The organism is Halorubrum ejinorense, from assembly GCF_055389685.1.
In genome coordinates this window covers 1424198-1449096 of record NZ_AP043777.1, presented here as the reverse complement: position 1 = coordinate 1449096, position 24899 = coordinate 1424198, and the positions used below count along the sequence as shown (strand labels likewise).

General features: G+C 68.9%; 21 protein-coding genes. 13 read left to right on the top strand and 8 right to left on the bottom strand.

The genetic code is table 11. The annotated features are described in order from the left end of the window. Positions 1-18 precede the first annotated feature (18 nt). Positions 19-1188 carry a glutathione-independent formaldehyde dehydrogenase gene (locus ACZ5KW_RS08370; RefSeq protein WP_343780376.1) on the bottom strand — a complete coding sequence of 390 codons (1170 nt, stop codon included), beginning with the start codon at positions 1186-1188 and terminating at the stop codon, positions 19-21. Between the two features lie 207 nt (positions 1189-1395). Here ACZ5KW_RS08370 and fdhF point away from each other — a divergent pair, with 207 nt between their 5' ends. After that, complete coding sequence (fdhF, locus tag ACZ5KW_RS08365) at positions 1396-3537, top strand: formate dehydrogenase subunit alpha (RefSeq protein ID WP_343780375.1); 2142 nt, start codon at positions 1396-1398, stop codon at positions 3535-3537. A gap of 14 nt (positions 3538-3551) precedes the next feature. Here fdhF and ACZ5KW_RS08360 read toward each other — a convergent pair whose 3' ends face one another. Continuing rightward, positions 3552-4013, bottom strand: coding sequence for a hypothetical protein (locus ACZ5KW_RS08360; RefSeq protein WP_343780373.1), 462 nt, complete (start codon positions 4011-4013; stop codon positions 3552-3554). Positions 4014-4074: 61 nt separating this feature from the next. After that, positions 4075-6564 carry a methyl-accepting chemotaxis protein gene (locus tag ACZ5KW_RS08355; RefSeq protein WP_343780372.1) on the bottom strand — a complete coding sequence of 830 codons (2490 nt, stop codon included), beginning with the start codon at positions 6562-6564 and terminating at the stop codon, positions 4075-4077. Between the two features lie 142 nt (positions 6565-6706). Between ACZ5KW_RS08355 and ACZ5KW_RS08350 the strand changes: the two genes are divergently transcribed. Next, on the top strand, positions 6707-7024 hold the full coding sequence (locus ACZ5KW_RS08350) for a DUF5785 family protein (RefSeq protein WP_343780370.1): 318 nt from the start codon (positions 6707-6709) through the stop codon (positions 7022-7024). A gap of 196 nt (positions 7025-7220) precedes the next feature. On the opposite strand, the gene ACZ5KW_RS08345 is transcribed toward ACZ5KW_RS08350, so the two are convergent. Beyond that, positions 7221-7985: a hypothetical protein gene (locus tag ACZ5KW_RS08345; protein ID WP_343780369.1), complete on the bottom strand. Its 765-nt coding sequence runs from the start codon at positions 7983-7985 to the stop codon at positions 7221-7223. Between the two features lie 677 nt (positions 7986-8662). On the opposite strand from ACZ5KW_RS08345, the gene ACZ5KW_RS08340 reads away from it, so the two are divergent. Continuing rightward, positions 8663-9733 (top strand): DUF1611 domain-containing protein, encoded by a 1071-nt coding sequence (locus ACZ5KW_RS08340; RefSeq protein WP_343780368.1) that lies wholly within the window; start codon positions 8663-8665, stop codon positions 9731-9733. Next, the gene (locus tag ACZ5KW_RS08335) at positions 9730-10791 is read left to right on the top strand and encodes a dipeptide epimerase (protein WP_343780367.1); all 1062 of its coding nucleotides are present in this window, start codon (positions 9730-9732) and stop codon (positions 10789-10791) included. The genes ACZ5KW_RS08340 and ACZ5KW_RS08335 overlap by 4 nt, the downstream gene beginning before the upstream one ends. A gap of 40 nt (positions 10792-10831) precedes the next feature. On the opposite strand, the gene ACZ5KW_RS08330 is transcribed toward ACZ5KW_RS08335, so the two are convergent. Next, positions 10832-11719, bottom strand: coding sequence for a PspA/IM30 family protein (locus ACZ5KW_RS08330; protein ID WP_343780366.1), 888 nt, complete (start codon positions 11717-11719; stop codon positions 10832-10834). A gap of 111 nt (positions 11720-11830) precedes the next feature. Here ACZ5KW_RS08330 and ACZ5KW_RS08325 point away from each other — a divergent pair, with 111 nt between their 5' ends. Continuing rightward, on the top strand, positions 11831-12802 hold the full coding sequence (locus ACZ5KW_RS08325; RefSeq protein ID WP_343780364.1) for a sugar phosphate isomerase/epimerase family protein: 972 nt from the start codon (positions 11831-11833) through the stop codon (positions 12800-12802). A gap of 244 nt (positions 12803-13046) precedes the next feature. Further along, a complete protein-coding gene (locus ACZ5KW_RS08320; RefSeq protein ID WP_343780363.1) occupies positions 13047-14180 on the top strand; it encodes a Gfo/Idh/MocA family protein in 1134 nt (377 codons plus the stop codon). A gap of 57 nt (positions 14181-14237) precedes the next feature. Here the strand turns inward: ACZ5KW_RS08320 and ACZ5KW_RS08315 are convergent, their stop codons facing one another. Then, positions 14238-14705: a type IV pilin domain-containing protein gene (locus tag ACZ5KW_RS08315; protein WP_343780362.1), complete on the bottom strand. Its 468-nt coding sequence runs from the start codon at positions 14703-14705 to the stop codon at positions 14238-14240. 148 nt (positions 14706-14853) lie between these two features. Here ACZ5KW_RS08315 and ACZ5KW_RS08310 point away from each other — a divergent pair, with 148 nt between their 5' ends. The 3 genes from ACZ5KW_RS08310 (at position 14854) to ACZ5KW_RS08300 (ending at position 18484) form a co-directional block, all read left to right on the top strand. Next, positions 14854-15465: a YIP1 family protein gene (locus tag ACZ5KW_RS08310; protein WP_343780361.1), complete on the top strand. Its 612-nt coding sequence runs from the start codon at positions 14854-14856 to the stop codon at positions 15463-15465. Positions 15466-15539: 74 nt separating this feature from the next. Then, positions 15540-17750 carry a DHH family phosphoesterase gene (locus ACZ5KW_RS08305; protein ID WP_343780360.1) on the top strand — a complete coding sequence of 737 codons (2211 nt, stop codon included), beginning with the start codon at positions 15540-15542 and terminating at the stop codon, positions 17748-17750. A gap of 152 nt (positions 17751-17902) precedes the next feature. Then, the gene (locus tag ACZ5KW_RS08300) at positions 17903-18484 is read left to right on the top strand and encodes a DoxX family protein (RefSeq protein ID WP_343780359.1); all 582 of its coding nucleotides are present in this window, start codon (positions 17903-17905) and stop codon (positions 18482-18484) included. 81 nt (positions 18485-18565) lie between these two features. On the opposite strand, the gene fer is transcribed toward ACZ5KW_RS08300, so the two are convergent. Beyond that, positions 18566-19225 (bottom strand): ferredoxin Fer, encoded by a 660-nt coding sequence (fer, locus tag ACZ5KW_RS08295; protein ID WP_343780358.1) that lies wholly within the window; start codon positions 19223-19225, stop codon positions 18566-18568. A gap of 139 nt (positions 19226-19364) precedes the next feature. Between fer and fen the strand changes: the two genes are divergently transcribed. From fen to gcvPB, 4 genes are all read left to right on the top strand, one after another. Further along, complete coding sequence (fen, locus tag ACZ5KW_RS08290) at positions 19365-20342, top strand: flap endonuclease-1 (RefSeq protein WP_343780357.1); 978 nt, start codon at positions 19365-19367, stop codon at positions 20340-20342. 279 nt (positions 20343-20621) lie between these two features. After that, positions 20622-21002 carry a glycine cleavage system protein GcvH gene (gcvH, locus tag ACZ5KW_RS08285; RefSeq protein WP_343780356.1) on the top strand — a complete coding sequence of 127 codons (381 nt, stop codon included), beginning with the start codon at positions 20622-20624 and terminating at the stop codon, positions 21000-21002. A 145-nt stretch (positions 21003-21147) separates the two neighbouring features. Then, the gene (gene gcvPA / locus ACZ5KW_RS08280) at positions 21148-22476 is read left to right on the top strand and encodes an aminomethyl-transferring glycine dehydrogenase subunit GcvPA (RefSeq protein WP_343780354.1); all 1329 of its coding nucleotides are present in this window, start codon (positions 21148-21150) and stop codon (positions 22474-22476) included. Beyond that, complete coding sequence (gene gcvPB, locus ACZ5KW_RS08275; protein WP_343780353.1) at positions 22477-23907, top strand: aminomethyl-transferring glycine dehydrogenase subunit GcvPB; 1431 nt, start codon at positions 22477-22479, stop codon at positions 23905-23907. 93 nt (positions 23908-24000) lie between these two features. Here gcvPB and ACZ5KW_RS08270 read toward each other — a convergent pair whose 3' ends face one another. Continuing rightward, positions 24001-24780 (bottom strand): helix-turn-helix domain-containing protein, encoded by a 780-nt coding sequence (locus tag ACZ5KW_RS08270; RefSeq protein ID WP_343780352.1) that lies wholly within the window; start codon positions 24778-24780, stop codon positions 24001-24003. Positions 24781-24899 lie beyond the last annotated feature (119 nt).

Genomic DNA, 24899 nt, shown 5'->3' with positions numbered 1-24899 from the left:
CGGTCACGGACCGAACGATCAGGGCTCTAACAGGACCTTCGTGACGCCCTCCTCGCGGGCGTCGAACGCCTCGTACATCTCCGGGGCCTCGTCGATGCCGACCCGGTGGGAGACGACCCAGCTCGGGTCGGCGCGTCCCTCGATTATCATGTCGCGCAGGTACCGGTTGTACGCCTTCACGTTACACTGGCCGGTCCCGCACTTGAGTCCCTTCTCGAAGAACTTCCCGAAGTCGATGCCGAGACGGCCCTGCGCGGCCATCTCGTCGGGCGCGCCGGGGTCCTCGGGCACGTACAGCCCGGGGATACCGAGCTGCCCGGTCGGCCTGACGACGCGGATCAGGTTGTTGATCACGACCGCGGGGTTCTCTTTGGCGGGCTGGTAGGAGTAGTCCTCCGTCTCGGTGTCGACGTCTTCGGGGTCGGTCGCCTGGTAGCCGACCGCGTCGACCCCCTTGTCGACCATCCCGCCGTGCGTCTCGATGATCTGGTCGACCGGGTCGCCCTCGGAGAAGTCGATCGCGTGGGCGTCGCAGTGCTCCTCCGCGAGCTCCAGTCGGCTCGGCACCTGATCGACGACGTAAATCTCTGCCGCGCCCTTGATCTTGGCGCTGTAGGCGGCCATCAACCCGACGGGGCCGGCGCCGAAGATGGCGACGGACTCGCCGGGCTGGAGGTCGGCCAGCTCGGTGCCGTGCCAGCCGGTCGGGAAGATGTCCGCGAGCAGCGAGAACGCGTCCTCGTGTTCGTCTCCCTCGGGTAGCTTCAGCGCGTTGTGGTCGGCGTACGGCACGCGGAGCTTCTCGGCCTGTCCGCCCGGATACGGCCCCATCGCAACGTAGCCGTACGCGCCGCCGGCGAAGCCCGGATTGACGTTGGTACAGAACCCGGTGTACCCCTCCTCGCAGTTCTGACAGAAGCCGCAGGAGACGTTAAACGGCATGACGACGCGGTCCCCCTCTTCGAGCGTCGATACCGCCTCGCCGACCTCGCTCACGATCCCCATGTTCTCGTGACCGAAGACGATCCCCTCCTCGGCCGCGGTCCGACCCTCGTACATGTGGAGGTCGGAGCCGCAGATACAGGACGTGGTGATGTCCACGACCACGTCGTTCGGGTGTTCGATCGCCGGTTCGTCTACGTCTTCGACGGCCACGTCGTACGGGCCTTGATAGACGACTGCTTTCATGTTGGTGCGATTGTGTCGTGTTAATAATCTGTACTAAATGTTTTTCCATTATATTTGTTGGGTGGTATTAGCGTAGTTACGTTTGCTTACCAGAAACACACCACTGAACGACCGCGCAGGGGCCTCTCGCCGCGTAACTCACCGATACACTGATAGATTATGACGATGAATCGTGCGATATGTTCGCAATCGAGGACGGTGAGACCGATGTCCAGTGAGCCGGACGACGCGACGAAGACGATCTGTCCGTACTGCGGCGTGGGATGCGGGATCCGCGTGCTCGAAGGCGAGGAGCCGGGCGACATGCGATTCATGCCGTGGGCCGACGCGCCGGTGAACGAGGGGAGCGTCTGTATCAAGGGGGGCGCGGCGACGCAGGTCGTCGACCACGAGGACCGGCTGACCGAGCCCCTGATCAAAGAAGACGGTGAGTTCCGGGAAGCGACGTGGGACGAGGCGCTCGACCGCGTCGTCGACGAGATGGAAGGGATCCGCGAGCAACACGGCCCGGACGGGATGGGATTCTTCGGCTCCTCGAAGACGTTCAACGAGGAGAACTACCTCATCCAGAAGCTCGCGCGGCGGTACGGCACCAATCAGGTCGACAACTGTACGCGGATGTGTCACGCCTCCACGGTCTGGGCGCTCCGGACCAGCCTCGGGATGGGCGCGATGACGAACAGCATGGCCGACTTGGAGGCGTCCGCCGACGTGCTGTGGATCCAGGGGGCGAACCCCGGCGAGCAGCACCCCATCGCCAACAGCCAGTACTTCCGGCAGGCCGTCTTGGAGGGCGCGACCGTGATACAGGTCGACCCGCACGCGAACAAGACCACCCGGTCGTTCGACATCGACGACACCGACCGGCACGTGCACCTCCAGTTGAATCCCGGCACCGACATCCCCCTCCTGAACGTCGTCCTCAAGACGATTCTGGAGCGTCACGAGGCGGAGCCGGACGCGGGCTGGATCGACGAGGAGTTCGTCGAGGCTCGCACCGAGGGGTTCGATCACCTGAAGGAGACGCTCGCGGACTTCGACAAGGCGGCGGCCGCCGAGGAGTGCGGCGTCCCCCTCGAAGCCATCGAACTCGCCGCCGAGAAGTACGCGATGGCCAACGACGCCGCCATCTTCACCGGGATGGGGATGAGCCAGCACACCTGCGGCGTCGACAACGTCCAAAACGAGATCAACCTCGCGCTGATCACGGGGAACCTCGGCCGCCCCGGCACGGGCGTGAACCCCCTGCGCGGGCAGAACAACGTCCAGGGCACCTGCGACGTGGGCGCGATGCCGAACGTCCTCCCGGGGTACCAGCTCGTCGACGACGACGAGGCGCGCGAGTCCGTCGAGGAGGTGTGGGGGTTCGAAATCCCGTCGGAGCCCGGGCTGACGAACGTCGAGATCTCCCACGCGATCGGCGACACCGTCCACGGGCTCTACGTCATGGGGGAGAACCCGATCATGAGCGAGCCGGACGGGAACGAGACCGAGCGCCGGTTCCGCGAGGAGCTGGACTTCATGATGGTCCAAGACATCTTCATGACCGAGACCGCCGAGCTCGCGGACGTGGTCCTGCCCGCGACGACGTGGGCCGAGCGCGACGGCACCGTCACCAACACGGACCGGCGCGTCCAGCGCATGCGCGGCGCCCACAAGGTTCACGAGAACACGCGACACGACCTCGACATCCTCTGTGAGGTCGGGACGCGGCTGTTCGACGGGGACGAGTTCACATTCGACGGTCCCGAGGACGTGTTCGAGGAGCTGCGCGAGGTGTGTCCGATCATGCACGGGATGACCTACGACGCGCTCGGCGAGACGGGGATCCACTGGCCCTGCTACGAGGAGGGCGACGAGGGCGACCCGTTCCTCTACGAGGACTCCTTCGAGACCGAGGACGGTCTCGGGCGCATCGAGGGCGTCGTCCACCAGGAGCCGAAGGAGGTCCCGGACGAGGAGTACCCGCTCGTGTTGACCACGGCGCGGCTCGAAGAGCACTACAACACCGGGACGATGAGCCGCCGGTCCCCCACGCTCTCGAAGCAGCACCCGGAGAACTTCGTCGACGTCCACCCGAACGACGCCGAGCGGTACGGGATCGAGGACGGCGACGACGTGAAACTCAGATCGCGACGCGGCGAGATCACCGTCCGCGCCGACGTGACCGAGGACATCAAGGAGGGCGTCGTCTGGACCACGCCGCACTTCGCGGCCGCCTCCGCGAACCGCCTCACCAACGACGTGCTCGACGAGCGCGCCAAGATCCCGGAGTACAAGGCCGCGGCCGCGGAGATCGAGGTCGGCATCGAGGCCGCGGGCGACGACGCGGCGTCCGCGGACGACTGAGCGCCGTCGGCTTTTTATACGCTCTCTTCGAGCACCGTCTCGCATTCGTGGCGGACGACGACGCGCTCCGGGACGGTCGCCTCGGTGAACGCGAAGGCGACCTCGTAGGGGTGTAACTCGCCGGCGTCGTTACAGGCACGTACGAACGGCCGTTTCTCGACTGCGATCCCGATCGACAGCCGCTCGGCGGAGAGCCTCACGTCGATCAGCGAGACCAGATAACACTCCTGTACACCACCCGCCGCACTCCCCCTGATCAAGAGCCGAGGCGGATCCCGGTCGAGGGTACGACGGAGTGCTGCCGTGTTGAGGGACCGGGTGTCGGCCGGGTCGAACTCGCCGGTGTGCTCGCGCCGGAACGACACCTCAGCGCCGTCGACGGTCGTCGGGACTTCCCCCCACGGCGGGGACGGACACCCCGCGAGCCCGGCGGTCGAGACGGCGGCCGCGGACGCGAGGAGGGCTCTGCGGCGCATGCCCGGAGCGACGCGAAACGCCGTAATGTGTCTTGTGCCGCCGAGCGCACCCGCTCTGAGATCAGTCGTCGCCGGGTGCCGTCTCGCCGTCGCCGTCGAGGTCGCCGCCCGTCGCGGGGTCGACCGGGTCGGTCGCGCCGAACTCGAAGTCGGCATCGTCCGCCGACGCCGCGCCCGCGTCGTCGCCGCTCGTTCCGTCCGCGTCGGCGGGGTTCGGGTCGTCGGTCTCGTCGGATCCCGCCCCGCGGCCGACTTCGCTGCGGTGCGCGAGGTCGGCCTCCGCGGCCGCCTCCTCGCGAGCTTCGAACTCGTCGGCGAGCGTCCGCAGTTCGTCGGCGCGAGCGGAGAGCGACTCGGCGTTCGCCGAGATCTGGCCGATCGCGGCGGTCTGTTCCTCGGCCGCGGCGGAGACGTTCTGCGCCTCGCTCGCGGTCTCGACGCTCACCTCGGCCACCTCGTCGACCATCGAGACGGCCTCCTGCGTGGACTCCGCCTGCTGGTCGGTCGCGTCGTTGATCGACTGGACCCCGGCGTTGGCGTCCTCGACGTCGGCGACGATCGACTCGAGCGTGTCGACGGCGTCCTCCACGACCGCGCGCCCCGCCTCGACGTCGTCCTCCATCGCGAACAGCCCGTCCGCGACCGACTCGGTGGACGCCTCGACGCCCGCGATCAGCTCCTCGACCTCGGTGGTCGCGTCCGCGGTCTCCTCGGCGAGGTCCTTCACCTCGCGGGCGACGACGGCGAACCCCTCGCCGGCCTCGCCCGCGCGGGCGGCCTCGATGGAGGCGTTCAGGGCGAGGATGTTCGTCTGTTCGGCGATGTCGTCGATGAGCTCCACCACCTCGCCGATGCGTTCGACCTCGTCGCGCAGGTCGCGCATCTCGTCGACGGTGTGGTCGACTTCCTCGTCGATCCGGTCCATGCGGTCGATCGCCTCGCCGGCCTCCTCGCGTCCCGTCTCGCCGGCCGCGGCGGTCGCGGCCGACCGTTCCGCCAGCTCGTCCGTCGAAGAAGCGATCTCCTCGACGGTGGCCGAGAGGTCGTCGAGCTCGGCGGCGGCGGTCGCGAGCGTCTCCTCCTGTCGCTCCGTCCCGACCGATATCTCCTCGACGCTCTCGGCGACGTCGACGCTCGTCGACTCGACCTCCTCGGCCGAGTCGGTCACCTCGGCGCTCCGCTCGCCGACCGTCTCGGCGGCGGCCTGTATCGTCACGACGAGCGCCTCCAGCCGGTCGAGCGTGTCGTTGAGCGACTCGGCGATGGCGGTCATCGCCTCGCTGTCGCTCTCCGGGTCGAGCCGGCGCGTCAGGTCCCCGTCGGCGACCGCGTCGATCGTCGCCTCGTACTCGTCGGCCTTCGTCTCTAAGTGCGCGGAGAGCGACTCCGCCTCCTCGCGGGCGGCGGCGGCCTCCGACGCGGACTCCTCGACCGCCTCGATCTGCTCGCGCATCGTCTCGCGGATTCGGTCGAAAAGCACCGATAGCTGACCGAACTCGTCTGTCCTGCCGGTGTCGACTTCGACGTCGAGGTCGCCCGCCTCGATCGCCTCGGCGTAGCCGGTGAGGTCGTCGACGGAGCCGTTCACGTCCCGGACGACGAACGCGCCCACCGCGATCAGGCCGACCACTGAGATGGCGATCAACAACAGCACGGTCCGCGTGACGTCGCCGACGGTCCCGTACACCTCGCTCTGGGGGGCCGCGACGACGACCGCCCAAGCCTTCTGCTCGATCGGCGCGGTGGCCGTGGCGATCGCCGAGCCGTTCACGACGGTCTGTTCGTCGTCGGTGACGTCGGCCGTACTCGGCTCGGTGACGTCGGATCCCAGGTGAGAGAGCTCCTCGATGAGGAAGTAGTCGTTCAAGATCGCGTCGCCGTTCGCCGCGAGCGTGACCCGGCCGGTGCGAGTGGAGACCACCTGAACGTTGCCGCCGTCGACGGGCGCCGTCAGCAGGGACCCGCGTTCGGAGAGGTCCGTGGTGATGACGATGGCCCGCTCCGGTTTCGTCTCGACCGGCGTCGCGAAGCCGAGCCGGTTCTCGCCGTCGACGCCGTACGGCTCGAAGGACCGGACCTCGCGCGTGGTCTCGAACGCGTCCGGCCCGACGGCCCACGGTCGCTCCGCCTCCGTGAACGTCGTCCCCTCCGCGGCCGGCGAAGTGCTCACGAGGACCTCCTTCGACGTGAGATCGAGGTAGTGGAGGTTGACGACGTACTCCGGGAGCATCTCTTCGTTCGCCCAGAGCACCTCCCGAATTCGGTCGTCGCGTTCCGACTTCGCCCCCGGGGTCGACGCGATCCGGTCCGCGTGCCCGTTCACCTCGTCGAGGAAGGCTTCGATGCCCTCCGCCTCGCGTTCGGCGGAGGTGGTCAGCGTCTCGCGCGCGTCGGACTCGACGCTCGCTTGAACCTGGTCCACGGCGAGCGCGCCCGCGCCGAGCAGCGCGGCCGACACGACGATGACAGCGGCTGCGATTTTGAACGCGTAGCGGCCGCGAAGGCGATCGAAGAGGCGTTGGAAGGCACCGTCTCGGTCGTCAGCAGGCATGAATCGCAGTTCCCACCGTCCCTGATAAACGTCAGTTGCCAGTTATTTTATTTGATAACTCAGTTGCCGGGGCCTCGCCGGAAGCCGACCGGCCGGGGCCCACATCCGAAACCACTATGCCCGATCCGGCGGACCGTTCGGTATGGACTGGCCACACGACCCCGACGGCGAACTGGGGAGCGAGGGCATGCGGCAGTACGGTCACGCCGTGCTCGCGAAGAAGATCGACGAGGAGGAGGACTTCCCGCTCACCGCCGCCGAGTACGTCGAGCAGTACGGGGACCATCCGATCCGGATCGACTTCGAGACCGTCGTCTCGGTCGAGGAGATCTTCGAGAACGTCGAACAGGAGGAGTTCGCCGACTTCGTCGAGTTCCATCAGGAGCTCGGCCGCGTGATGCGCGAGAACGGCTACTGGTTCTACGAGGGCGCCGACCAGTTCGTCGACGGCAGCGCCTGACTACTCGAATACTCGTTCCGGCGTCGTTGGCTCTGTTGAAATCCTCAACTGGTGATATGTTCTCAGCGTTCTACTGAATCAAGAGGATGTAGTCAGCACGGGAACTATGTCATTTTCCCTCTCTGAACCCTGAACCAACGGATAGAACGTGTCTGCTCGTTGAACGCTTCGACAAGAAGTCAAATCTCATCTACGCTCACTCTGGGAACCGGCATTCGATGAGCTTGCCGTTTTTCGGGGATGAATCTGGAGATTCCGTTCTCCGAACTACGTATTCTGTGACATAATACAGAATTTCTTCCCCCCAAAGACCGCCATCGGAGGTCGCAATCCTGAATTCGAGGAGTACGGGCGTCCCCCCGACATCAAAATATGCGTATTCCGGCCCACCTGAGGGGGATTCGATGATTGAGGCATCCGGCGAGAGAGTCGCAATCAATTCAGAGTATTGTTCTATTTTCGAGTCATCGACGGAATCCGTCTCAACTCTATTGACTGCGGCTGACTCAAGCAATCTGTAGAGAAGTCGATCTTCAACCTCCTCAATTGGGATGTAGGTTGGATCATCGGGTAGGTCACTGCTCTCCAACCGGTTGGTAATCTTCGGAATACCATCCGAGTCGACTTCGTATGCGTCCAGGCTCCCCGCTGCCTGAATAATGGAAGCACTCACAACCAGAGTTAGTTGATATCCGTCAGCAGCTCGCTTCGGTTCTTGCTCCACTCTGGCAGAATAACTGGAAGAAGACCATGGGGGCTGTAGATCGTTATTGTTGGATCGATACGCCACTTCGTACGTTTTAGCAAAATCGGCGACGGCTTCAGCGTTCAGATTTTGTGGCCACTGTACATCCAGATTCTGCGACGTGGGGCACTGATCCGGGAGTTCGTCTTCGCTTGGTGGTTGCGAGTCGCCAGACGCAGTACAGCCGGCAAGGCCGACACTGGCGAGACCCGCCAATACGGCACGGCGAGTATGAGATGTCATTAACAGAAAAAATCTCACCGGCTGGTAAGTCTCTTGTGTGAACCTGCTCAAGTGTTCTCAACACTGGGGGCCGTAAGACCCGTACGAGGTGTCCGTGTTCACCTATACTGAGCGACCACTCTCTCGTGGGTCGGCCTCGGTCTGTGTCGCATTCGTGCCCTGTATCTCGCACGCCGATCCTATCAGTTCTGAAGGATTTCAACAGAGCCGCGTCGTTCTTTTCCGAAGCCTCAGATGTTCTGCGATACGTCGTTGCCACCGGGAGGAACACTTCCGAAGCCCCAGCCGCTCGGCCATACGTGGCTGTTTGTAACTCACCGACCGACACGAATCACTCCGAGGCCCCAGCCGCGAGGATTCGATGCGCTCGCTGCGGTTCTCAGTCGCTCACTCCGTTCGCTCCTTGCGGTCCTTGCTTCGCGCGTCTTCGTCCTCGCGACTGCCCCTTCGAGTCCCGCCCCGACCGCTCCGCACAGCCTCACGCCTCCCCAGCCTCGTCGCTGGCCCCTCCGCTTCGCTCCGGCGCCAGCGACTCCCTCGCGCGTGCCGTCTCGCGGCGCTCGCGGGCACGCGCCACCGCATTTGCGGATCGACTTCGGTGACCGACGCAGCCCGACCGGTTTAAGAACGCCCGGAGCGACCGACTCGGCATGGATCACGAACGGATCGCCGTGCTCGCCCACGAGAAGTTCCCCGACCGCGCGAAGACCGCGCTCGGCGTGATGCGGTACGGCGACCAGACGGTCCGCGCCGTCCTGGACCGCGACCGCGCGGGCGACCGCGTCAGCGACCACGCACCGGACCTCGACGACGCGCCGATCGTCGCGTCGTTCGCGGACGCGCACGCGGCCGCCGACGGCGACCTCGACGCCCTCTACATCGGGATCGCCCCGATCGGCGGCGGCTTCGACGAGTCGTGGCGCGGCGACGTCGAGGCCGCGATCGAGGCCGGCTGCGACGTGGTGAGCGGGCTCCACTACTTCCTGAACGACGACGAGGGGCTTGCCGCGCTCGCCGACGAGCACGGGGTCGACCTCGTCGACGTTCGGAAGCCAGACGACGACCTGACGGTCGCGACGGGCGCCTCGGGCGACGTCGACGCCGACGTGCTGCTCACCGTCGGCACCGACTGCTCGGTCGGGAAGATGACGGCCTCGCTGGAGATCGTCGCGGCCGCCCGCGAGCGAGGGATCGACGCCGCGTTCGTCCCCACCGGCCAGACCGGGATCATGATCGCCGGGTGGGGCAACCCCGTCGACCGCGTCGTCTCTGACTTCGCCGCGGGCGCGGTCGAGGACATGCTCGTCGAGGTCGGCGACGACCACGACCTGCTCGTCGTCGAGGGGCAGGGGAGCATCGTCCACCCCGCCTACTCGGCGGTCACCTGCGGCATCCTCCACGGCGCGATGGCCGACGGGCTCGTGCTCTGTCACGCCGCGGGCCGCGAGGCGGTCCACGGCTACGAGTCGTTCGACCTGCCGCCGATCGCGGAGTACGTCGACCTCTACGAGGGGCTCGCGGGGCCGGTTCACGAGGCCGAGGTGGTCGCCGGCGCGGTCAACACGAAGGACGTCGACGACGACGAGGCGGCGGCCGAGGCGGTCGCCGACTTCGGCGACGCGGCGGGCGTCCCCGCGGCCGACCCCGTGCGTCACGGCGCGGGCGACGTCGTCGACGCCGCTCTCGACGCCGGGGTCGGGCGAGGGGGCTCCGTCGAATGAGCCTCGAAACGGAGTTCGAGCGCGTCTCGCTGGCCCTCGAGAACCCGTTCACCATCGCCCGAGGGACCCAGACCCACGCCGAGAACGTGATCGTCCGCGTGACGGACGAGGGCGGAATGACCGGGGTCGGGGGCGCGGCGCCGTCGGCGCACTACGGCGAGACGGCGGACACGGTCGCGGCGGTCATGCCGGACCTCCTCGCCGCGGTCGAGCGCGTCGGCGACCCCCACGCGCTCCACGCGATCGAGTCCGAGTTGCGAGCGGTCGTCGAGGGGAATCCGGCCGCGCGTTGTGCGGTCTCGATCGCCGTTCACGACCTCGCGGCCAAGCGGCTGGGCGTCCCGCTGTACCGGCTGTGGGGGCTCGACGCGGACGACGCGCCGGCGACCTCCTTCACGATCGGGCTCGACGAGACCGACCGCGTGCGCGAGAAAGCCGCGGCGGCGGTCGAGATGGGGTATCCGATTCTCAAGATCAAGCTCGGCACCGACCGCGACCGAGCGCTGATCGACGCGGTCCGCGACGCCGCGCCGGACGCGCGACTGCGCGTCGACGCGAACGAGGCGTGGACGCCGAAGGAGGCGGTCGCGAAGAGCGCGTGGCTCGCCGACCGCGACGTGGCGTTCGTCGAACAGCCGGTCTCGGCCGACGACCCCGAGGGGCTCCGATACGTCTACGAGCGGTCCGAGCTGCCGATCGCCGCCGACGAGTCCTGCGTGACCGCGGCCGACGTGCCCGCTATCGCCGACCGCTGTGACATCGCGAACCTGAAGCTGATGAAGACCGGCGGCCTGCTGGAGGCCCGACGAGTGATCGCGGCCGCGCGGTCACACGGCCTGGCGGTGATGTGCGGCTGTATGATCGAGTCGAACGCCTCCATCGCGGCCGCCGCGCAGCTCGCGCCCCTGTTGGACTACGTCGACGTCGACGGCTCGCTGCTGCTCGACGAGGACCCGTACGAGGGCGTCGAGCTGTCGGGCGGTGACGTTCGCCTCGGCGAGCAGGAGCGCGCGGGGACCGGCGCGCGGTTGGTGCCGGAACGGACCGCCGAAGAGTGAACGCGTAGCGAATCGCGATAAGGCGGGGCCGAAGCGCGATTCAGTTCCGCTTCTCGTCGGCGTCGGCCTCGGACTCCTCCAGTTCCACGTCGAGCTCCTCGTCGAGGTCGCCGTCCGCGTTGTCGTTCACGTCCGCTTCGAGGTCGTCCGCGTCGATCTCCGACTCGATGTCCGCCAGCTCGGCGTCGACCGACTCGTCGCTGACCTCGGCGTCCTCGCTCGGCGCCTCGCCTTTCCCGAGTTCGCCCTTGAGCGTCTCGAGTTCGGCGTCGACCTCGCTGTTCGTCGAGAGGCCCTCCAGCTCGCGGTCGATGCTGTCTTTGTCCGAGAGCGCGTCCTCGAACGCGCCTGAGTCCTCCAGCTCGTCCATCGCCTCGGCGCGCGCTTCCATCTCCTCGGTGCGCTCCTCGGCGCGCTCGATGGAGCGGCTCACGTCCTCCATCTCGTCGCCGACGCCGGTCATCGCCTCGGAGACGCGGGAGGACGCCTCGGCCGCCTCGTAGCGCGCCTTCATCGTCTCCTTTTTCGTGCGGAACTCCTCGATGCGGTTCTGGAGCTTGTTCTTCTTCTCGACGAGCTGCTCTTGGGTGTCGTTTAGCTTCGCGATCTGGCCCTCCAGCTCCTCGATCTGGGTCATCTTAGACTTCTTCTTCTCGAGGGCCTTCCGTGCGAGGTCGTCGCGGTCCTGCTGGACCGCCTCGCGGGCCTGACGGTTGTGCTTCTCGACGTTCTCTTCGAGCTTGCGCTTTTGAATCTCCAGGCGCTTCTTCTGGGTCGTCAGGTCGGCGATGCCCTGCTTTACGTCCTGAAGCTCGTCGCGCATCTGTTCGTACGAGTAGTCGAGCGATTCGGTCGGGTCTTCCGCCCGATTGAGGAGGGCGTTCACCTTCGAGCGGATGACGTAGGAGGCGCGCGAGAGGATTCCCATAGGGAGGCGTACGCGTTCCACCCGTTAAAACCTCATGCGGTTCGCCGTGGCGACCGAGACCGCGGTGACGCATCCTGAATCTTTATTCGCGGGGTCGCTGTACCGGCTGACATGGACATCGGCGTCTTGACCGTTCCGCTCGGCGACGAACCGATCGAGGAGGCGGTGACGTACCTCGACGACATCAGCGTCGACGCCGTCGAACTCGGCGTCGGCGGCTGGCCCGGCGAGGACCACGTCGACCGCGAGACGCTCCTCGACGACGAGGCGGCTCGCGGCGAACTGCGCGGCCTGCTCGACGAGCACGGGCTCCGCGCCTCCGCGCTCGCGACGCACAACAACCCGCTTCACCCGGACGAGGAGCGGGCGGCGACGGCCGATCGCGAACTGCGCGAGGCGATCGAGCTGGCCGACCTGCTGGACGTGGGGACGGTCACCTGCTTCTCCGGGCTCCCGGCGGGCGCGCCCGGCGACTCGACGCCGAACTGGGTGACCGCGCCGTGGCCCACCGAGCACGCGGACGCGCTCGACTACCAGTGGGACGAGGTGGCGGTCCCGTACTGGCGCGACCTGGCCGACCACGCCGACCGCCACGGCGTCGACGTCGCCATCGAGATGCACCCGAACATGCTGGTGTACGAGCCGACGGGCCTGCTCGCGCTCCGAGAGGCGACGAACGACCGGATCGGTGCGAACTTCGACCCCTCGCACCTCTACTGGCAGGGGATCGACGTGACGGAGGCGGTCCGGTTCCTCGGCGAGCGCGACGCGATCCACCACGTCCACGCGAAGGACACGAAGGTCTACGAGGCCGAGAGCCGGGTGAAGGGCGTGCTCGACACGACGAGCTACGCCGACACCGCCGACCGGTCGTGGCTGTTCCGCTCGATCGGCTACGGCCACGGCGAGGAACACTGGAAGGACGTGGTCTCGACGCTCCGGATGGTGGACTACGAGGGCGCGCTCTCCATCGAACACGAGGACGCGCTCACTTCCTCGCGCGAGGGGTTGGAGAAGGCGGTCGACGTGCTCGACCGCGCCGTCTTCGAGACGCGGCCGGGCGACGCGTACTGGGCGGAATGAGCGACCGCCGAGACGCGCCCGGCGGAGAGACGCGGACGACGCGCTCGGCAGAGGAACGCGGACGACGCGCTCGGCAGAGGAACGCGGACGACGCGCTCGGCAGAGGAACGCGGACGACGCGCTCGGCAGAGGAACGCGGACGACGCGCTCGGCAGAGGAACGCGGACGACGCGCTCGGCAGAGGAACGCGGACGACGCGCATCGAGCGGAGCGAGGCGGGCGACCACCGCGGAGTTGATCCACGATGACTACTGAACCACTGAAGGTCGGCGTACTGGGGTATCGATTCATGGGCAAGGCGCACGCGAACGCGCTGGCGCGGCTTCCGATGTTCTTCCCGGAGGCTCCCGCGGTCGAACGCCACACGCTCGTCGGTCGCGACGAGGCGGCCCTCGCGGACGCGGCCGACCGGTTCGGCTTCGCGCACACCGCGACCGACTGGGAGGCGGCGATAGACGAGGTTGACGTCTTCTACAACCTCGGACCGAACCACGTCCACGCGGAGCCGTCGATCGCGGCCCTCGAGTCCGGGGTGCCCGTGCTCTGCGAGAAGCCGCTCGCGCCGACGGTAGAGGAGGCGGCGGCGATGCGCGACGCGGCGGCCGCGACGGGCGTGACCGCCGGCACCGCGTTCAACTACCGGTTCGTCCCCGCGATCCGCCACGCGAAGCGGCTGATCGACGAGGGCGAACTCGGCGAGGTCCGGCAGGTCCGCGGGCGGTACCTCCAGGACTGGCTCGTCGACCCGGAGGCGCCGTGGGCGTGGCGCATGGACGCCGACATGGCGGGCTCGGGCGCGCTCGGCGACCTCGGCGCGCACACGATCGATCTCGTGAACTTCCTCGTCGGCGACGAAGCCGGCGGGATCGAGCGCGTCTCGGGCCAGCTGACGACGTTCGTCGACGAGCGACCGGTGTACGACGACGACGGGAGCGTCGACGAGTACCGCGACGTGACGGTCGACGACGCCTACAGCGCGCAGGTCGCCTACGAGTCGGGCGCGACGGGCAGCTTCGAGGCCAGCCGCGTCGCCGAGGGGCACAAGAACGACCACACGATCGCGGTCCACGGCACCGAGGGCAGCGTGCGGTTCTCCTTGGAACGGCTCAACGAACTTGAGGTGATCCGCGGCGGGAACCGCGGCTACGAGACGGTGCTGGTCACGGACGAGACAGATCCGTACGGCGACCGCTGGTGGCCCCCCGGCCACGTGATCGGATGGGAACACACGTTCGTCCACGAGAGCTACGAGTTCCTTTCGGCGGTCGCCGAGGGGAACTCGTTCGAGCCGTCGTTCGCGGACGGCTACGACGTCCAGACGGTGCTCGCGGCGATCGAGCGGTCGGACGAGCGCGGCGAGTGGGTCGCCGTCGAGTAGTAAGCGGAGACGGAACTCCGCCCCCGCACTCGGTGTCGCGCCCGCCGGGATCCGGCGTCAGACGCCGACGCCGCCGCCCGGCGTCCCGCCGCCGTTCTCCTCGCTCCACTCCTGGATCGCGGAGTCCTCGCCGTCGTAACTGCCGAGGGTCTCGCGCGTGTCGAAGGCGACGGGCTCCCAGACGACCTCGAAGTTCTCGTTCCCGGTGGCGTTGGGGACGGTCACCCGGTCGCCCGGTTGGACGACGCCGTCGCCGGGCCACGCGCCGAACTGGACGTTCCCGTCCGGGTCCTCGCCGCGGACGTACAGCTCCTCCGCCGGGACCGGCTCCGGACCCATCGCGACGACGACGAGTTCGCCGTTCTCCTGTTGCCCCTCGAACTCGGCGTCGGGCGGGGCGACGCCGTCGATGAGCCCGAACACCGCCGCGCCGACGAGCGCGAGCAGCAGCACGACGATCCCGACGAGCAGCCCCGTCCCCGCGAGGGGGGTGAACCCGCGGTCGTCGTTCCGAAACCCAGCCATTCGACCGTCACTCAGACGAGGGCGGTATAAGCGTTTACGCGCCGCGTATCAGCGCTGATAAGCTTGGCAACCGGATCTGACCGGAACCCGCGGACCGAACCGGAAACGGGTTATTCCGCGCGACCGAACGCCAACCGTGACGTCTCCGATGAGCGAGTCGGCGGGCGGACGGCCCCGCGGACTGCGGGGCATCGCTCGCACGTGGGTCGAGACGCTCGTCCGGCCGCGACGGGCGTTCGCGAACGGGATCACGCCCGGCGATCAGGCGCCGGCGCTGACGTTCGCGGTCGCGGTCGCGGCCGCGTTCACCCTCGGACTGATCGCGTCGGACCCCGGAGCGGTCCCCGCCGTCGTCCCCTCCTCGCGGGCGCTTTCCGGATTCGTGGTCTTCCTCGTCGTGGTCGCGTTGGGAGCGCCGGTCGGACTCCACCTGACCGCCGCGGTCGCGACCGTCTCGGTCGTGGTCGCGAGCCTGACGATCGTCGACGGGGGCGTCTCCCTGCGCGAGCGGGGCGGCGTGAGCGAGACCGTACAGGTGGTGGCGTACGCCAGTTCGCCGATGGCGCTGGCGGGGGTGCCGATCCCCGAACTCAGAGTCGCCTGCGGCGCGTACGCCGCGGTGCTGTTGATCGTCGGGTTCCGCGCGGTTCACGGGCTCGGGCCGGTCCGAACGGTCGTCGCCGCCCTCCCGCCGGCCGTGCTCGGCTACGGCGTGGGCTATCGAGTCGTGGCGTCGGTGCGGACGCTCCTCGGCGCCTGACGCGTCGCCCGGTCGCGTCGGCCCCAGCCGGCTTTCGACAACCGTTTTAGGCCCGAGACTCTCGGTGTATTCAAATGGGATCCTGTATCATTTGTGGCACCGACGTCGGGGGCGGTCGCGTCTGCGACTCGCACCAGGAAGACGTCGTGTTCGATTTCCGCGGAAACTCCCCGGACGGTCTGGTTCCGAGCCGGTTCTATCGGGGCGTCGTCGACGGATACGCCGAGTTCGGCGTGTTCATCGATCTCGCGCCGGGCGTGACCGGACTCCTCCACCGTTCCGAGCTCGACCGGCGACTCGACAGCCTCGACTGGGAGCCGGGCGACGAGGTGTTCGTCCAGGTTAAGGGCGTCCGCGACAACGGGAACATCGACCTCGCGTGGTCGATCCGACAGAACGACCGCGAGTTCCGCGGCGTCCTCGTCCAGGAGGGCGACGGCGAACGCCTCCCCGACGAGGGGCCGGACGACGGAGACGAGACCGAACAGTCGAGCGGCGACGCCGAGACGGGAGCGTCGGACGACCGCGGCGAACCCGACGCGGAGTCGGGGTCAAGCGCCGACGATGACGCCGGCGCGGAGTCCGAAGACGTCGACGACGCGAGTCGCGAGGCCGGCGACGAGGCGGAAGACGACGGCGGCTTCGCTGACGACGAGTCCGGAGTCGAGGACGACGAGTCCGAAGACGCCGGGGCCGAAGCGGTCGAACCGGTAGGGGCGTCCGACGACGAGAGCGAGTCGACCGACGACGAGCCGGACACGGAGGCCGACTCCGACGAGGAACCCGAGCGCGTCCCGATAGCGACGCTCGGGGACGTCATCGGCGAGTCGACCCGCATCGACGGCGAGGTCGTCGGCGTCCGTCAGACCGGCGGCCCGACGGTGTTCGAGGTCAGCGACGAGACGGGCGTGGTCGACGTGGCCGCGTTCGTCGAGCCCGGCGTCCGGGCGTACCCCGACGTCGAGGTCGGCGACGCGGTGCGCGTCGACGGCGAGGTCGAGAGCCACCGCGGCGACGTTCAGGTCGAGTCCGAGGCGCTCGTGCTCCTCGACGGCGAGGAGGCCGAGGCGGTCCGCCGCCGTCTCGCCGAGGCGCTCACCGACGAGGCGCGCCCCGAGGGCCTCCAGCCGCTGGCCGGCGACGAGACGGTCGCCGAACTCGCCGACGGGCTCCTCGACGCGGCCGAGGCCGTCCGCCGCGCGGTCCTCGAGTCGCGACCGATCGTCGTCCGCCACCCGGCGACCGCCGACGGCTACGTCGCTGGCGCCGCGGTCGAGCGCGCCGTCCTCCCGCTGATCCGCGACGAGCACGCGAAGAGCGACGCCGAGTACCACTACTTCACCCGCCGCCCGCTCGACGAGCCGGTGTACGGGATGGACGCGGCCACGAACGACGCGACCCGCATGCTTCAGGACCGCGACCGTCACGACGAGAAGCTCCCGCTGTTCCTCCTCGTCGGCGCCGGTTCGACGACCGAGTCCGCCGACGGCATCGACCTCCTGTCGGTGTACGGGGTCGACGCGGTCGTCGTCGACGCCGCGGTCGCCGACCCCGAGACGCGCGACGCGGTCGACACGCTCGTCTCGCCGGAGCTCGAAGACGTCGGCGGCGACGAGACGCTCTCGACCGGCGCGCTCGTCGCGTCGCTCGCCTCGGCGATCAACGACGAGATCCGCGCCGACCTCCGGCATCTGCCCGCGGTGAGCTACTGGGCGGACGCGCCCGAGCGGTACGTCAACCTCGCACGCGACGCGGGCTACGACGCCGAGCGCGTCGCTGAGCTCCGCGAGGCGGTCGCGCTGGAGGCCTACTACCAGTCGTATCAGGACAAACGCGAACTGATCGCCGACCTGCTGTTCTCCGACGGCGGCAACCTCGCCGCCCACGTCTCCGAGCAGTTCCGCGAGAAGCTCGAGACGGAGATCGAGACCGCGGACGCGAACGTCGTGACCGAGGCGGTCGACGGCGTCGAGTTCGCGCTGCTCGACACCGACGGCTACACCCACCGGTACGACTTCCCGCCGACGCCGCTGCTCCTCGATGACCTCCACCGACGGCGCGCCGACGGCGAGCCGTTCGCGACGGTCGGCGTCGGCACCGACGAGCTGTACGTCCGCACGACGGCGGACGTCTCCGTCCGCGACGTGGCCGAGCGCGCGGCCGAGCTCGCGCCGAAGGCGGACGTCGCCACCGCCGGCGTCCGCGAGGGGAAAATCGAGTTCCTCTCCGGCGAGCGCGACGCGGTCGAGGACGCCGTCGTCGCGGCCGTCGCCGAGTCGTTCTGACCGGGGCGGCCGAGCCGTCCGCTCTCGGCGGGGACGCTGCGCCGAATATGCGCCGCGGTTTTTTGTCACTCCGTATTCAGAACTCTCAGGCATCGGACCGGCCGGTAGATTATTGCTGGTGTGTGAAACTTCCTCACGTGAGGTGTTACACCATGGCAACACAACCGTCGGAACGGACGCTTCGCGCGGACCTGCTCGGCCGCAACGTGGACTTCAACTACTCGGAGACATGGCTGGCGTACTCGATGCTCGGACTCCGGGTCGTGATGGCGTGGGTGTTCCTCCAAGCGGGACTGGCGAAGCTGTTCGAGGGCGGCCTCGCCGACCCGCTCGCGTGGAGCTCGGTCGGGTTCCTCCAGAACGCCATCGCCGACGCCAATCCGCTTCAGGGGCTGTTCCTCTTTTTCGCGGACTACGCGGCGATAATCGACCCGATGGTGGTGTTCGGACAGATCCTGATCGGGCTGGCGCTGCTGTTCGGCGTCCTCTTCAGGTTCGCCGCGCTGATGGGGGCGATCATGATGTCGATGTTCTGGACCGCCGCGTGGCAGGGCGGACTCATGGACGGCTTCCCGGTCGCGCACGGCTACTTCGTCGACAGCTCGCTCGTGTACATGCTGATCCTGTTCGGCCTCGGCGCGTGGGGCGCCGGCCGGATCGTCGGGATCGACCGGGCGTTAGAGGAGACGGAGCTGGTCAAGAACGCCCCGGCGCTCCGGTACCTGCTGGGGTGACGGGACCGACGCCGCACGCGGCGGGCCTCCGACGACGGGCGGGCGCCCGATAGGCGCGTTTTTTTGCCGAGCGACTGCCGGTCAGCGACGCGTGAACGGGCCGGGCGGGAGGATGAGGTCGTCGAGCTCCGGTCGCTGTTTCACGTTGAACACCACCGACAGCTCGTCGCTCAGCGGGTAGCCGTTGCAGGAGAGCCGGAACCCCCGTTCGGCCAAGTCCTCGGGCATGATGTGGTCGGTCGGCTGCGAGAGCTTCCCGTCTGCGAGGTACACCGCGCAGTTCGCGCAGGCGCCGCCGCGACACGAGAAGGGCCAGCCGAAGCCGCTCCGCTCGGCCGCCTCCAGCAGGCTCTCGTCGGGGTGGACCAGCAGGCGGCCGTGAGAGTCGGGGTCGAGGTCGGCGTGTGCGGCCTTCCGGAACAGGTCGTCGTCGTCGAGCGACCAGCCGTAGTCGACGACCGCCTCGTAGTCGAGGAACTCGACGCGGGTCGACTTCGGCTCGCGCGCGCCGTCGCCCCCCTCCGTGAGGTCGACGTCCGCGGGGTCGACCGCGTCGTCGTCCCCGTCGCCGTTCCGGTCGCGGTCCGACAGCTCGCGGTAGGCGCGACGCACGAGCTGGAACTCCTCGATCGAACCGCCCTGGTCCGGGTGTGCGCGCTTGACGCGCTCGCGGTAGGCCCGTTCGATCGCCTCGTCGTCGGCGTCCTCGTCGACGTCTAACACCTCGAACGGGGAGACCATCCAACGTCAGCCCGTAGGCGGGTGACGCACATAAACTGCCCAGAAGTCGGCAGGCGCGTGAGCGGCGGGGGAACCCCCGAACCGCCGACCGTCACCCGACCGGTCAGTGTTTAATACCGGCGCGCCCCACCGATCGGTAATGGGAAACGCCGACCTGCGCGACTTGGCGTCGCTCCGGGACGTCCCCTTCGCGGAGATAGAGGGGAGCGTCGTCGCCGTCGACGCGCACAACTGGCTGTACCGCTACCTCACGACGACGGTCAAGTGGACGGCGGACGAGAAGTACACCACGGCCGACGGCGTCGAGGTCGCGAACCTGATAGGCGTCGTCCAGGGGCTCCCGAAGTTCTTCGAACACGACCTGATCCCCGTGATGGTGTTCGACGGCGCGGTCACGGACCTGAAGGCCGACGAGATCGCGGACCGGCGGGAGAAGCGCGAGGCGGCCGAGGAGCGACAGGCGGCGGCCGAGGAGCGCGGCGACGCGGTCGAGGCCGCGCGGCTGGAGGCCCGCACGCAGCGGCTCACCGACACGATCCAGGAGACGACCAGAGAGCTGCTCCGGCTGCTCGACGTGCCGGTCGTCGAGGCGCCGGCCGAGGGGGAAGCGCAGTGCGCGCACATGGCCGCGACCGGGAGCGTCGACCACGCCGGCAGCGAGGACTACGACACCCTCCTGTTCGGCGCGCCGACCACGCTCCGGCAGCTGACGAGCAAGGGCGACCCGGAGCTGATGGACCTGGCGGCGACGCTGGAGGACCTCGGTCTCGACCGACAGGGGCTCGTCGACGTCGCGATGCTCTGTGGCACCGACTTCAACGAGGGCGTCCGCGGCGTGGGCCCGAAGACGGCGGTGACGGCGGTCAGGGAACACGGCGACCTGTGGGGCGTCCTCGACGCGCGCGACGCCGAGATCCCGAACGCCGAGGCGATCCGCGAGCTGTTCATGAACCCCCCGGCCGAGGACGTGACGGTGGACACGGACGTGAACCCGGATGTCGAGGCCGCACGGGAGTACGTCGTCGACGAGTGGGGCGTCGCCGCCGACGAGGTCGAGCGCGGGTTCGAGCGCATCAGGGAGTCGCAGGTCCAGGCCGGACTCGACCGCTGGACCTGAACGCAGAGCGAGCGACCGGAGTGGCAGTCGGGGACGGACGTAGCGGACCTCGGCGTACGGCTGCGACCGAACTCGGCGAGCGGGCGCTCAGCGGACGCGACCGCCGCGAACACACCTTTTATTTCCTCGTCGTCAGAAGGGTGACGTACACGTGTCGCGGACTGTCTCTCGACCGCAGGCGTCGCCCGGAACCGGTCGGCAGACCGGGTTCGACGCCGATTCCGGCGGCGCGGCGCTCCCGCGGGCCGGGCCCCGGACCGACCGCGACTCTCCTCACCAATGAGCTTCGAAGTTCCCGACGACAGACGGTACCTGGAATCGCACGAATGGGCGACGACCGGCGACACGGTTCGGATCGGCGTCTCCGACTTCGCGCAGGACGAACTCGGCGACGTCGTGTTCGTCGAACTCCCCGAGGTCGGCGACGAGGTCGCCGCCGGCGAGGCGTTCGGCGTCGTCGAGTCTATCAAGGCCGTTTCGGACCTGTACGCGCCCGTTTCCGGCGAGGTCGTCGCCGTCAACGAGGAGCTGTTCGACCGACCGGAACTCGTCAACGAGGACCCGTACGGCGACGGGTGGATGCTCGAAGTCGCTCCCGACGAGGACGGCGACGCAGACGGGCTGCTCGACGCCGACGAGTACGACGACCAGATCGCTTGATCCCCCCGGGCGCCGCCGGGAACGGGACTGAAACCCCGGACGAAACACCCACCCGACACACGACCATGACCACGCCACCTTCCGACTCCACCTCACCGTTGGACCGACGAGCCACGAACCATCGCGGACAGGGAGAGACGCACCGATGAGCCGAGCGAACGGCACTCCGTACGCGCCACACACGGCGGAGGAGACCGCCGAGATGCTGGCGGAAATCGGCGTCGACGACGAGGCGGCCCTGTTCGACATCCCGGAGTCGGTCGCCTTCGACGGCGATTTCGGCATCGAACCGCGGACGGAACGCGAGATCCGCGACGAGTGCGCCCGAATCTTGAACCGCAGCGACGACCTCGTGGAGTTCCTCGGCCGCGGACACTACGGCCACTACGTCCCGAGCGTCGTCGACCACCTCGCCGACCGCGCGGAGTTCCTCACGAGCTACACGCAGTACCAGCCGGAGGTGTCACAGGGGTTCCTCCAGGCGCTCTTCGAGTACCAGTCGATGCTGGTCGAGCTGACCGGCCTCGACGTGGCGAACTGCTCGATGTACGACGCCGCGACCGCCCTCGGCGAGGCCGCGACCCTCGCGGACCGCGTTCGGTCCACGTCGGGCGACGTGGTCTTGGTCCCCGAACAGCTCCGCGAGGGGAAACGCGCGGTGCTTTCGAACTACTGCGCGGGCGCGGACATGACCGTCGAGACCTACCCCATGACGGACGGCACCGCCGACGTCGACGCGCTCGCCGAGCGCGCCGGCGACGACGTGGTGATGGTGTACGCGGAGAGTCCGACCGTCCGCGGCTGTATCGAGGAGCGGCTCGCCGCGATCGGTGACGTGGCCGACGAGGCGGACGCGCTGTTCACGCTCGGCTCCGACGTGGTCGCGCTGTCGGTGCTGGAGTCCCCCGAGCGCGTCGGCGCCGACGTGGTCGTCGGCGAGGCCGGCTCGCTCGGGCTTCCGACCGCGTACGGCATGGGACTGGGGCTGTTCGCCTGCCGCGGCGACTTCCTGCGACAGGTCCCCGGGCGGCTCGTCGGGGCGAGCGAGGACGCGAACGGCAGCCGTGCGTACACGCTGACGCTCCAGACCCGCGAACAGCACATCCGCAAGGAACGGGCCACCTCGAACATCTGTACGAACCAGGCGTGGGTCGCGCTCCGGGCGGCCATCCACGCGGCGACGCTCGGGCCCGACGGGCTCGTCGACCTCGCGAACGACTGCGTCCGCGAGGCCGAGGCGCTGGCGGCGCGGATCGGCGAGCTGTCCGGCGCGGCCGCCCCCGTCCACGACCGCCACCACTTCCGGGAGTTCGTCGTGCGGGTCGACCAGCCGGCCGGCGCGGTCGCCGAAGACCTGGAGGCGGAAGGCTTCGCGGTCCACGCGCTCGACGACCACATGATTCAGGTGTGCGTCACCGACCTCACCGCCGGGCGGACGGACGGACTCGTCTCGGCCTTCGCGGAGGTGCTCTGAATGATCCACGACCAAGCGAACTACGAGCGAGAGGGCGAGCAGGTCCGGGAGCCGCTGCTCTCGGAGAAGGGCCAGGAGACGGTCGACGTGCGCGAGGAGTCCCCGCTGCCGGACGACCTGACCCGCGAGGAGCTGACGCTGCCGAACCCCTCCGAGCCGGAGACGGCGCGTCACTACACCCGGCTCTCGCAGATGAACTGGGCGATAGACGCCGGGCCGTACCCGCTCGGGAGCTGTACGATGAAGTACAACCCCAAGTTCACCGAGGACGTCGCGGCCGACCCGAACGCGGCGATCCACCCGGACCGCTCCGAGCGCTCGGCACAGGGAGTCTTGGAGCTCCAGTACCGGCTTCAGGAGGCCCTCGCGGACATCGGCGGGATGGACGCCGTCACGCTTCAGCCCCCGGCGGGCGCCGCCGGTGAGCTGACGGGCATCCTCGTCGCGAAGGCGTACCACGAACACCACGGCAACGACCGCTCGGAGGTCGTGATCCCGGCGTCGGCCCACGGGACGAACTTCGCGACCGCCGCGACCGCCGGCTACGACGTGGTCGAACTCCCCTCCGGCGAGGACGGGCGCGTCGACCTGGAGGCGCTCGAGGCGGCCGTCGGCGACGACACCGCCGCCCTAATGCTCACGAACCCGAACACGGTCGGGCTCTTCGAGCGCGACATCACCGAGATCGCCGACATCGTCCACGACGCCGGCGGGCTGCTCTACTACGACGGCGCGAACCTCAACGCGCTGCTCGGCCGGGGGCGCCCCGGCGACATGGGGTTCGACGTGATGCACTACAACGTCCACAAGACGTTCGCGACGCCCCACGGCGGCGGCGGCCCGGGCGCCGGCCCGGTCGGCGTCGTCGACGAACTGGCCCCGTTCCTCCCGACGCCGAGGGTGCGCGAGGCCGAGGAGGGGTCGGGGTACGAGCGCTTCGAGCCCGACGACACGATCGGGAAGGTCCACGGCTTCGCCGGGAACTGGCTCGTGTTGATCAAGGCGTACGCGTACGTCGCCCGGCTCGGGGACGAGGGGCTGGCGGACGCGGCCGCGAAGGCCGTCCTCAACGCGAACTACCTCGCCGAGCGGATCGACCTCGACGTGCCATTCGGCCCGTTCCACCACGAGTTCGCGGCGACCGCCGGCGACCGCGACGCCGCCGACGTGGCCAAGCGGATGCTGGACTTCGGCGTCCACCCGCCGACGACGAAGTGGCCGGAGATGGTGCCGGAGGCGATGCTGACGGAGCCGACCGAGATCGAAGGGAAGTCGTCGCTCGACGACCTCGCGGAGGCGTTCAACCTCGCGTACGCCGACACCGACGAGGCGCTCGACTCGGCGCCGAACCGGACCGCCGCCGCGCGGATCGATCAGGTCGGCGCCGCGCGGAACCCGCGCCTCTCGTGGCAGGCGCTCGAGGAGGAGTAACCGCGGTTCGGCGCGGGCGAGCGCACGAGGGCCCGAGCGGGCCGAACGGTAGCGGACGCCGAGCGGCCGACTAGATCTTCTCGAACCGGCGCGTCAGGGCTCGGTCGCCGCCGACCGGACCGGCTCCTCGCGGTCGCGGTCGGCGGCCTCGAACTCGCGGCCGTCGAGGGGGGTCGCCCCGGACGCGGCGGCGCCCTCGCCGGCCGGAGCGGCCGCGTCCTCCCGCGCGGCGGCGAACGGTCCCGCGCCGTCGACGAACCGGCGCATCACGCGTCCCTCGGCGCGGTGGAGCGTCTCGCTACAGGTCGACTTCGCGATGTCGTTCGCCTCGGCCAGCTCCGTGAGCGTACACCGGCGGGGGGTGTCGTAGTAGCCGGCGCGGACCGCATCGAAGACGAGTTCGCGCTGCGCCTCGGTGAGTGTCCGGTCCGAGTCGGCGTCCCCGGTCGCGGTGACGCCGACCGTCATTCCGTCGCCCGCGAGCCGTCGTCCGAACGCCTCGATCCGCTCTTTGTCGCCGACGACGGAGACGGCTGCGCGCCCGTCGGCGACCTCGACCGTCGACTCGACGGGGAGGCCGACCGCCCGCGCCGCCGAGAGGTACGCGGGGGCCCGCCCGATCACCCGGAGCGTGCGGACGTCGCCGCGGCGCTCGACCGTCGTGACGCGCTCGACGCGGTCGTGGTCGCGGAGCGCGGCCTCGACGCGATCCCGTTCGGTCCCGGCGACGCGGACGGTCGCGACGGCCTCCCGATCGCCGTCGTCGAGCGCTATCGTCTCTGTGACTCGGAGCGCCGCCGGCGGGACCGCCCGCGAGACGTCGCCGAGCCACGACCCGGCGGGGAGGTCCAGCCGCAGTTCGGTCCGGCTCATCGCCGCCACCCCGACGCTCCCGACGAATCGGTCGCCCCGGCGTTCGGTAGTGTGCGCATCTCCGGTCAGCGTACGCTCCCCACCCCCCTCGTCGTATCGCTTCATACGTTTCGATCGTA

Coding starts and splice junctions, on each gene's coding strand:
- gcvH (WP_343780356.1), top strand. CDS start 20,622: ATGAGCTTCGAAGTTCCCGACGACAGACGGTACCTGGAATCGCACGAA.
- ACZ5KW_RS08360 (WP_343780373.1), bottom strand. CDS start 4,013: ATGCGCCGCAGAGCCCTCCTCGCGTCCGCGGCCGCCGTCTCGACCGCC.
- ACZ5KW_RS08340 (WP_343780368.1), top strand. CDS start 8,663: ATGGATCACGAACGGATCGCCGTGCTCGCCCACGAGAAGTTCCCCGAC.
- gcvPA (WP_343780354.1), top strand. CDS start 21,148: ATGAGCCGAGCGAACGGCACTCCGTACGCGCCACACACGGCGGAGGAG.
- ACZ5KW_RS08320 (WP_343780363.1), top strand. CDS start 13,047: ATGACTACTGAACCACTGAAGGTCGGCGTACTGGGGTATCGATTCATG.
- ACZ5KW_RS08300 (WP_343780359.1), top strand. CDS start 17,903: ATGGCAACACAACCGTCGGAACGGACGCTTCGCGCGGACCTGCTCGGC.
- fer (WP_343780358.1), bottom strand. CDS start 19,225: ATGGTCTCCCCGTTCGAGGTGTTAGACGTCGACGAGGACGCCGACGAC.
- ACZ5KW_RS08330 (WP_343780366.1), bottom strand. CDS start 11,719: ATGGGAATCCTCTCGCGCGCCTCCTACGTCATCCGCTCGAAGGTGAAC.
- ACZ5KW_RS08370 (WP_343780376.1), bottom strand. CDS start 1,188: ATGAAAGCAGTCGTCTATCAAGGCCCGTACGACGTGGCCGTCGAAGAC.
- ACZ5KW_RS08315 (WP_343780362.1), bottom strand. CDS start 14,705: ATGGCTGGGTTTCGGAACGACGACCGCGGGTTCACCCCCCTCGCGGGG.
- ACZ5KW_RS08305 (WP_343780360.1), top strand. CDS start 15,540: ATGGGATCCTGTATCATTTGTGGCACCGACGTCGGGGGCGGTCGCGTC.
- ACZ5KW_RS08325 (WP_343780364.1), top strand. CDS start 11,831: ATGGACATCGGCGTCTTGACCGTTCCGCTCGGCGACGAACCGATCGAG.
- fen (WP_343780357.1), top strand. CDS start 19,365: ATGGGAAACGCCGACCTGCGCGACTTGGCGTCGCTCCGGGACGTCCCC.
- ACZ5KW_RS08270 (WP_343780352.1), bottom strand. CDS start 24,780: ATGAGCCGGACCGAACTGCGGCTGGACCTCCCCGCCGGGTCGTGGCTC.
- ACZ5KW_RS08310 (WP_343780361.1), top strand. CDS start 14,854: ATGAGCGAGTCGGCGGGCGGACGGCCCCGCGGACTGCGGGGCATCGCT.
- gcvPB (WP_343780353.1), top strand. CDS start 22,477: ATGATCCACGACCAAGCGAACTACGAGCGAGAGGGCGAGCAGGTCCGG.
- ACZ5KW_RS08350 (WP_343780370.1), top strand. CDS start 6,707: ATGGACTGGCCACACGACCCCGACGGCGAACTGGGGAGCGAGGGCATG.
- ACZ5KW_RS08335 (WP_343780367.1), top strand. CDS start 9,730: ATGAGCCTCGAAACGGAGTTCGAGCGCGTCTCGCTGGCCCTCGAGAAC.
- ACZ5KW_RS08355 (WP_343780372.1), bottom strand. CDS start 6,564: ATGCCTGCTGACGACCGAGACGGTGCCTTCCAACGCCTCTTCGATCGC.
- fdhF (WP_343780375.1), top strand. CDS start 1,396: ATGTCCAGTGAGCCGGACGACGCGACGAAGACGATCTGTCCGTACTGC.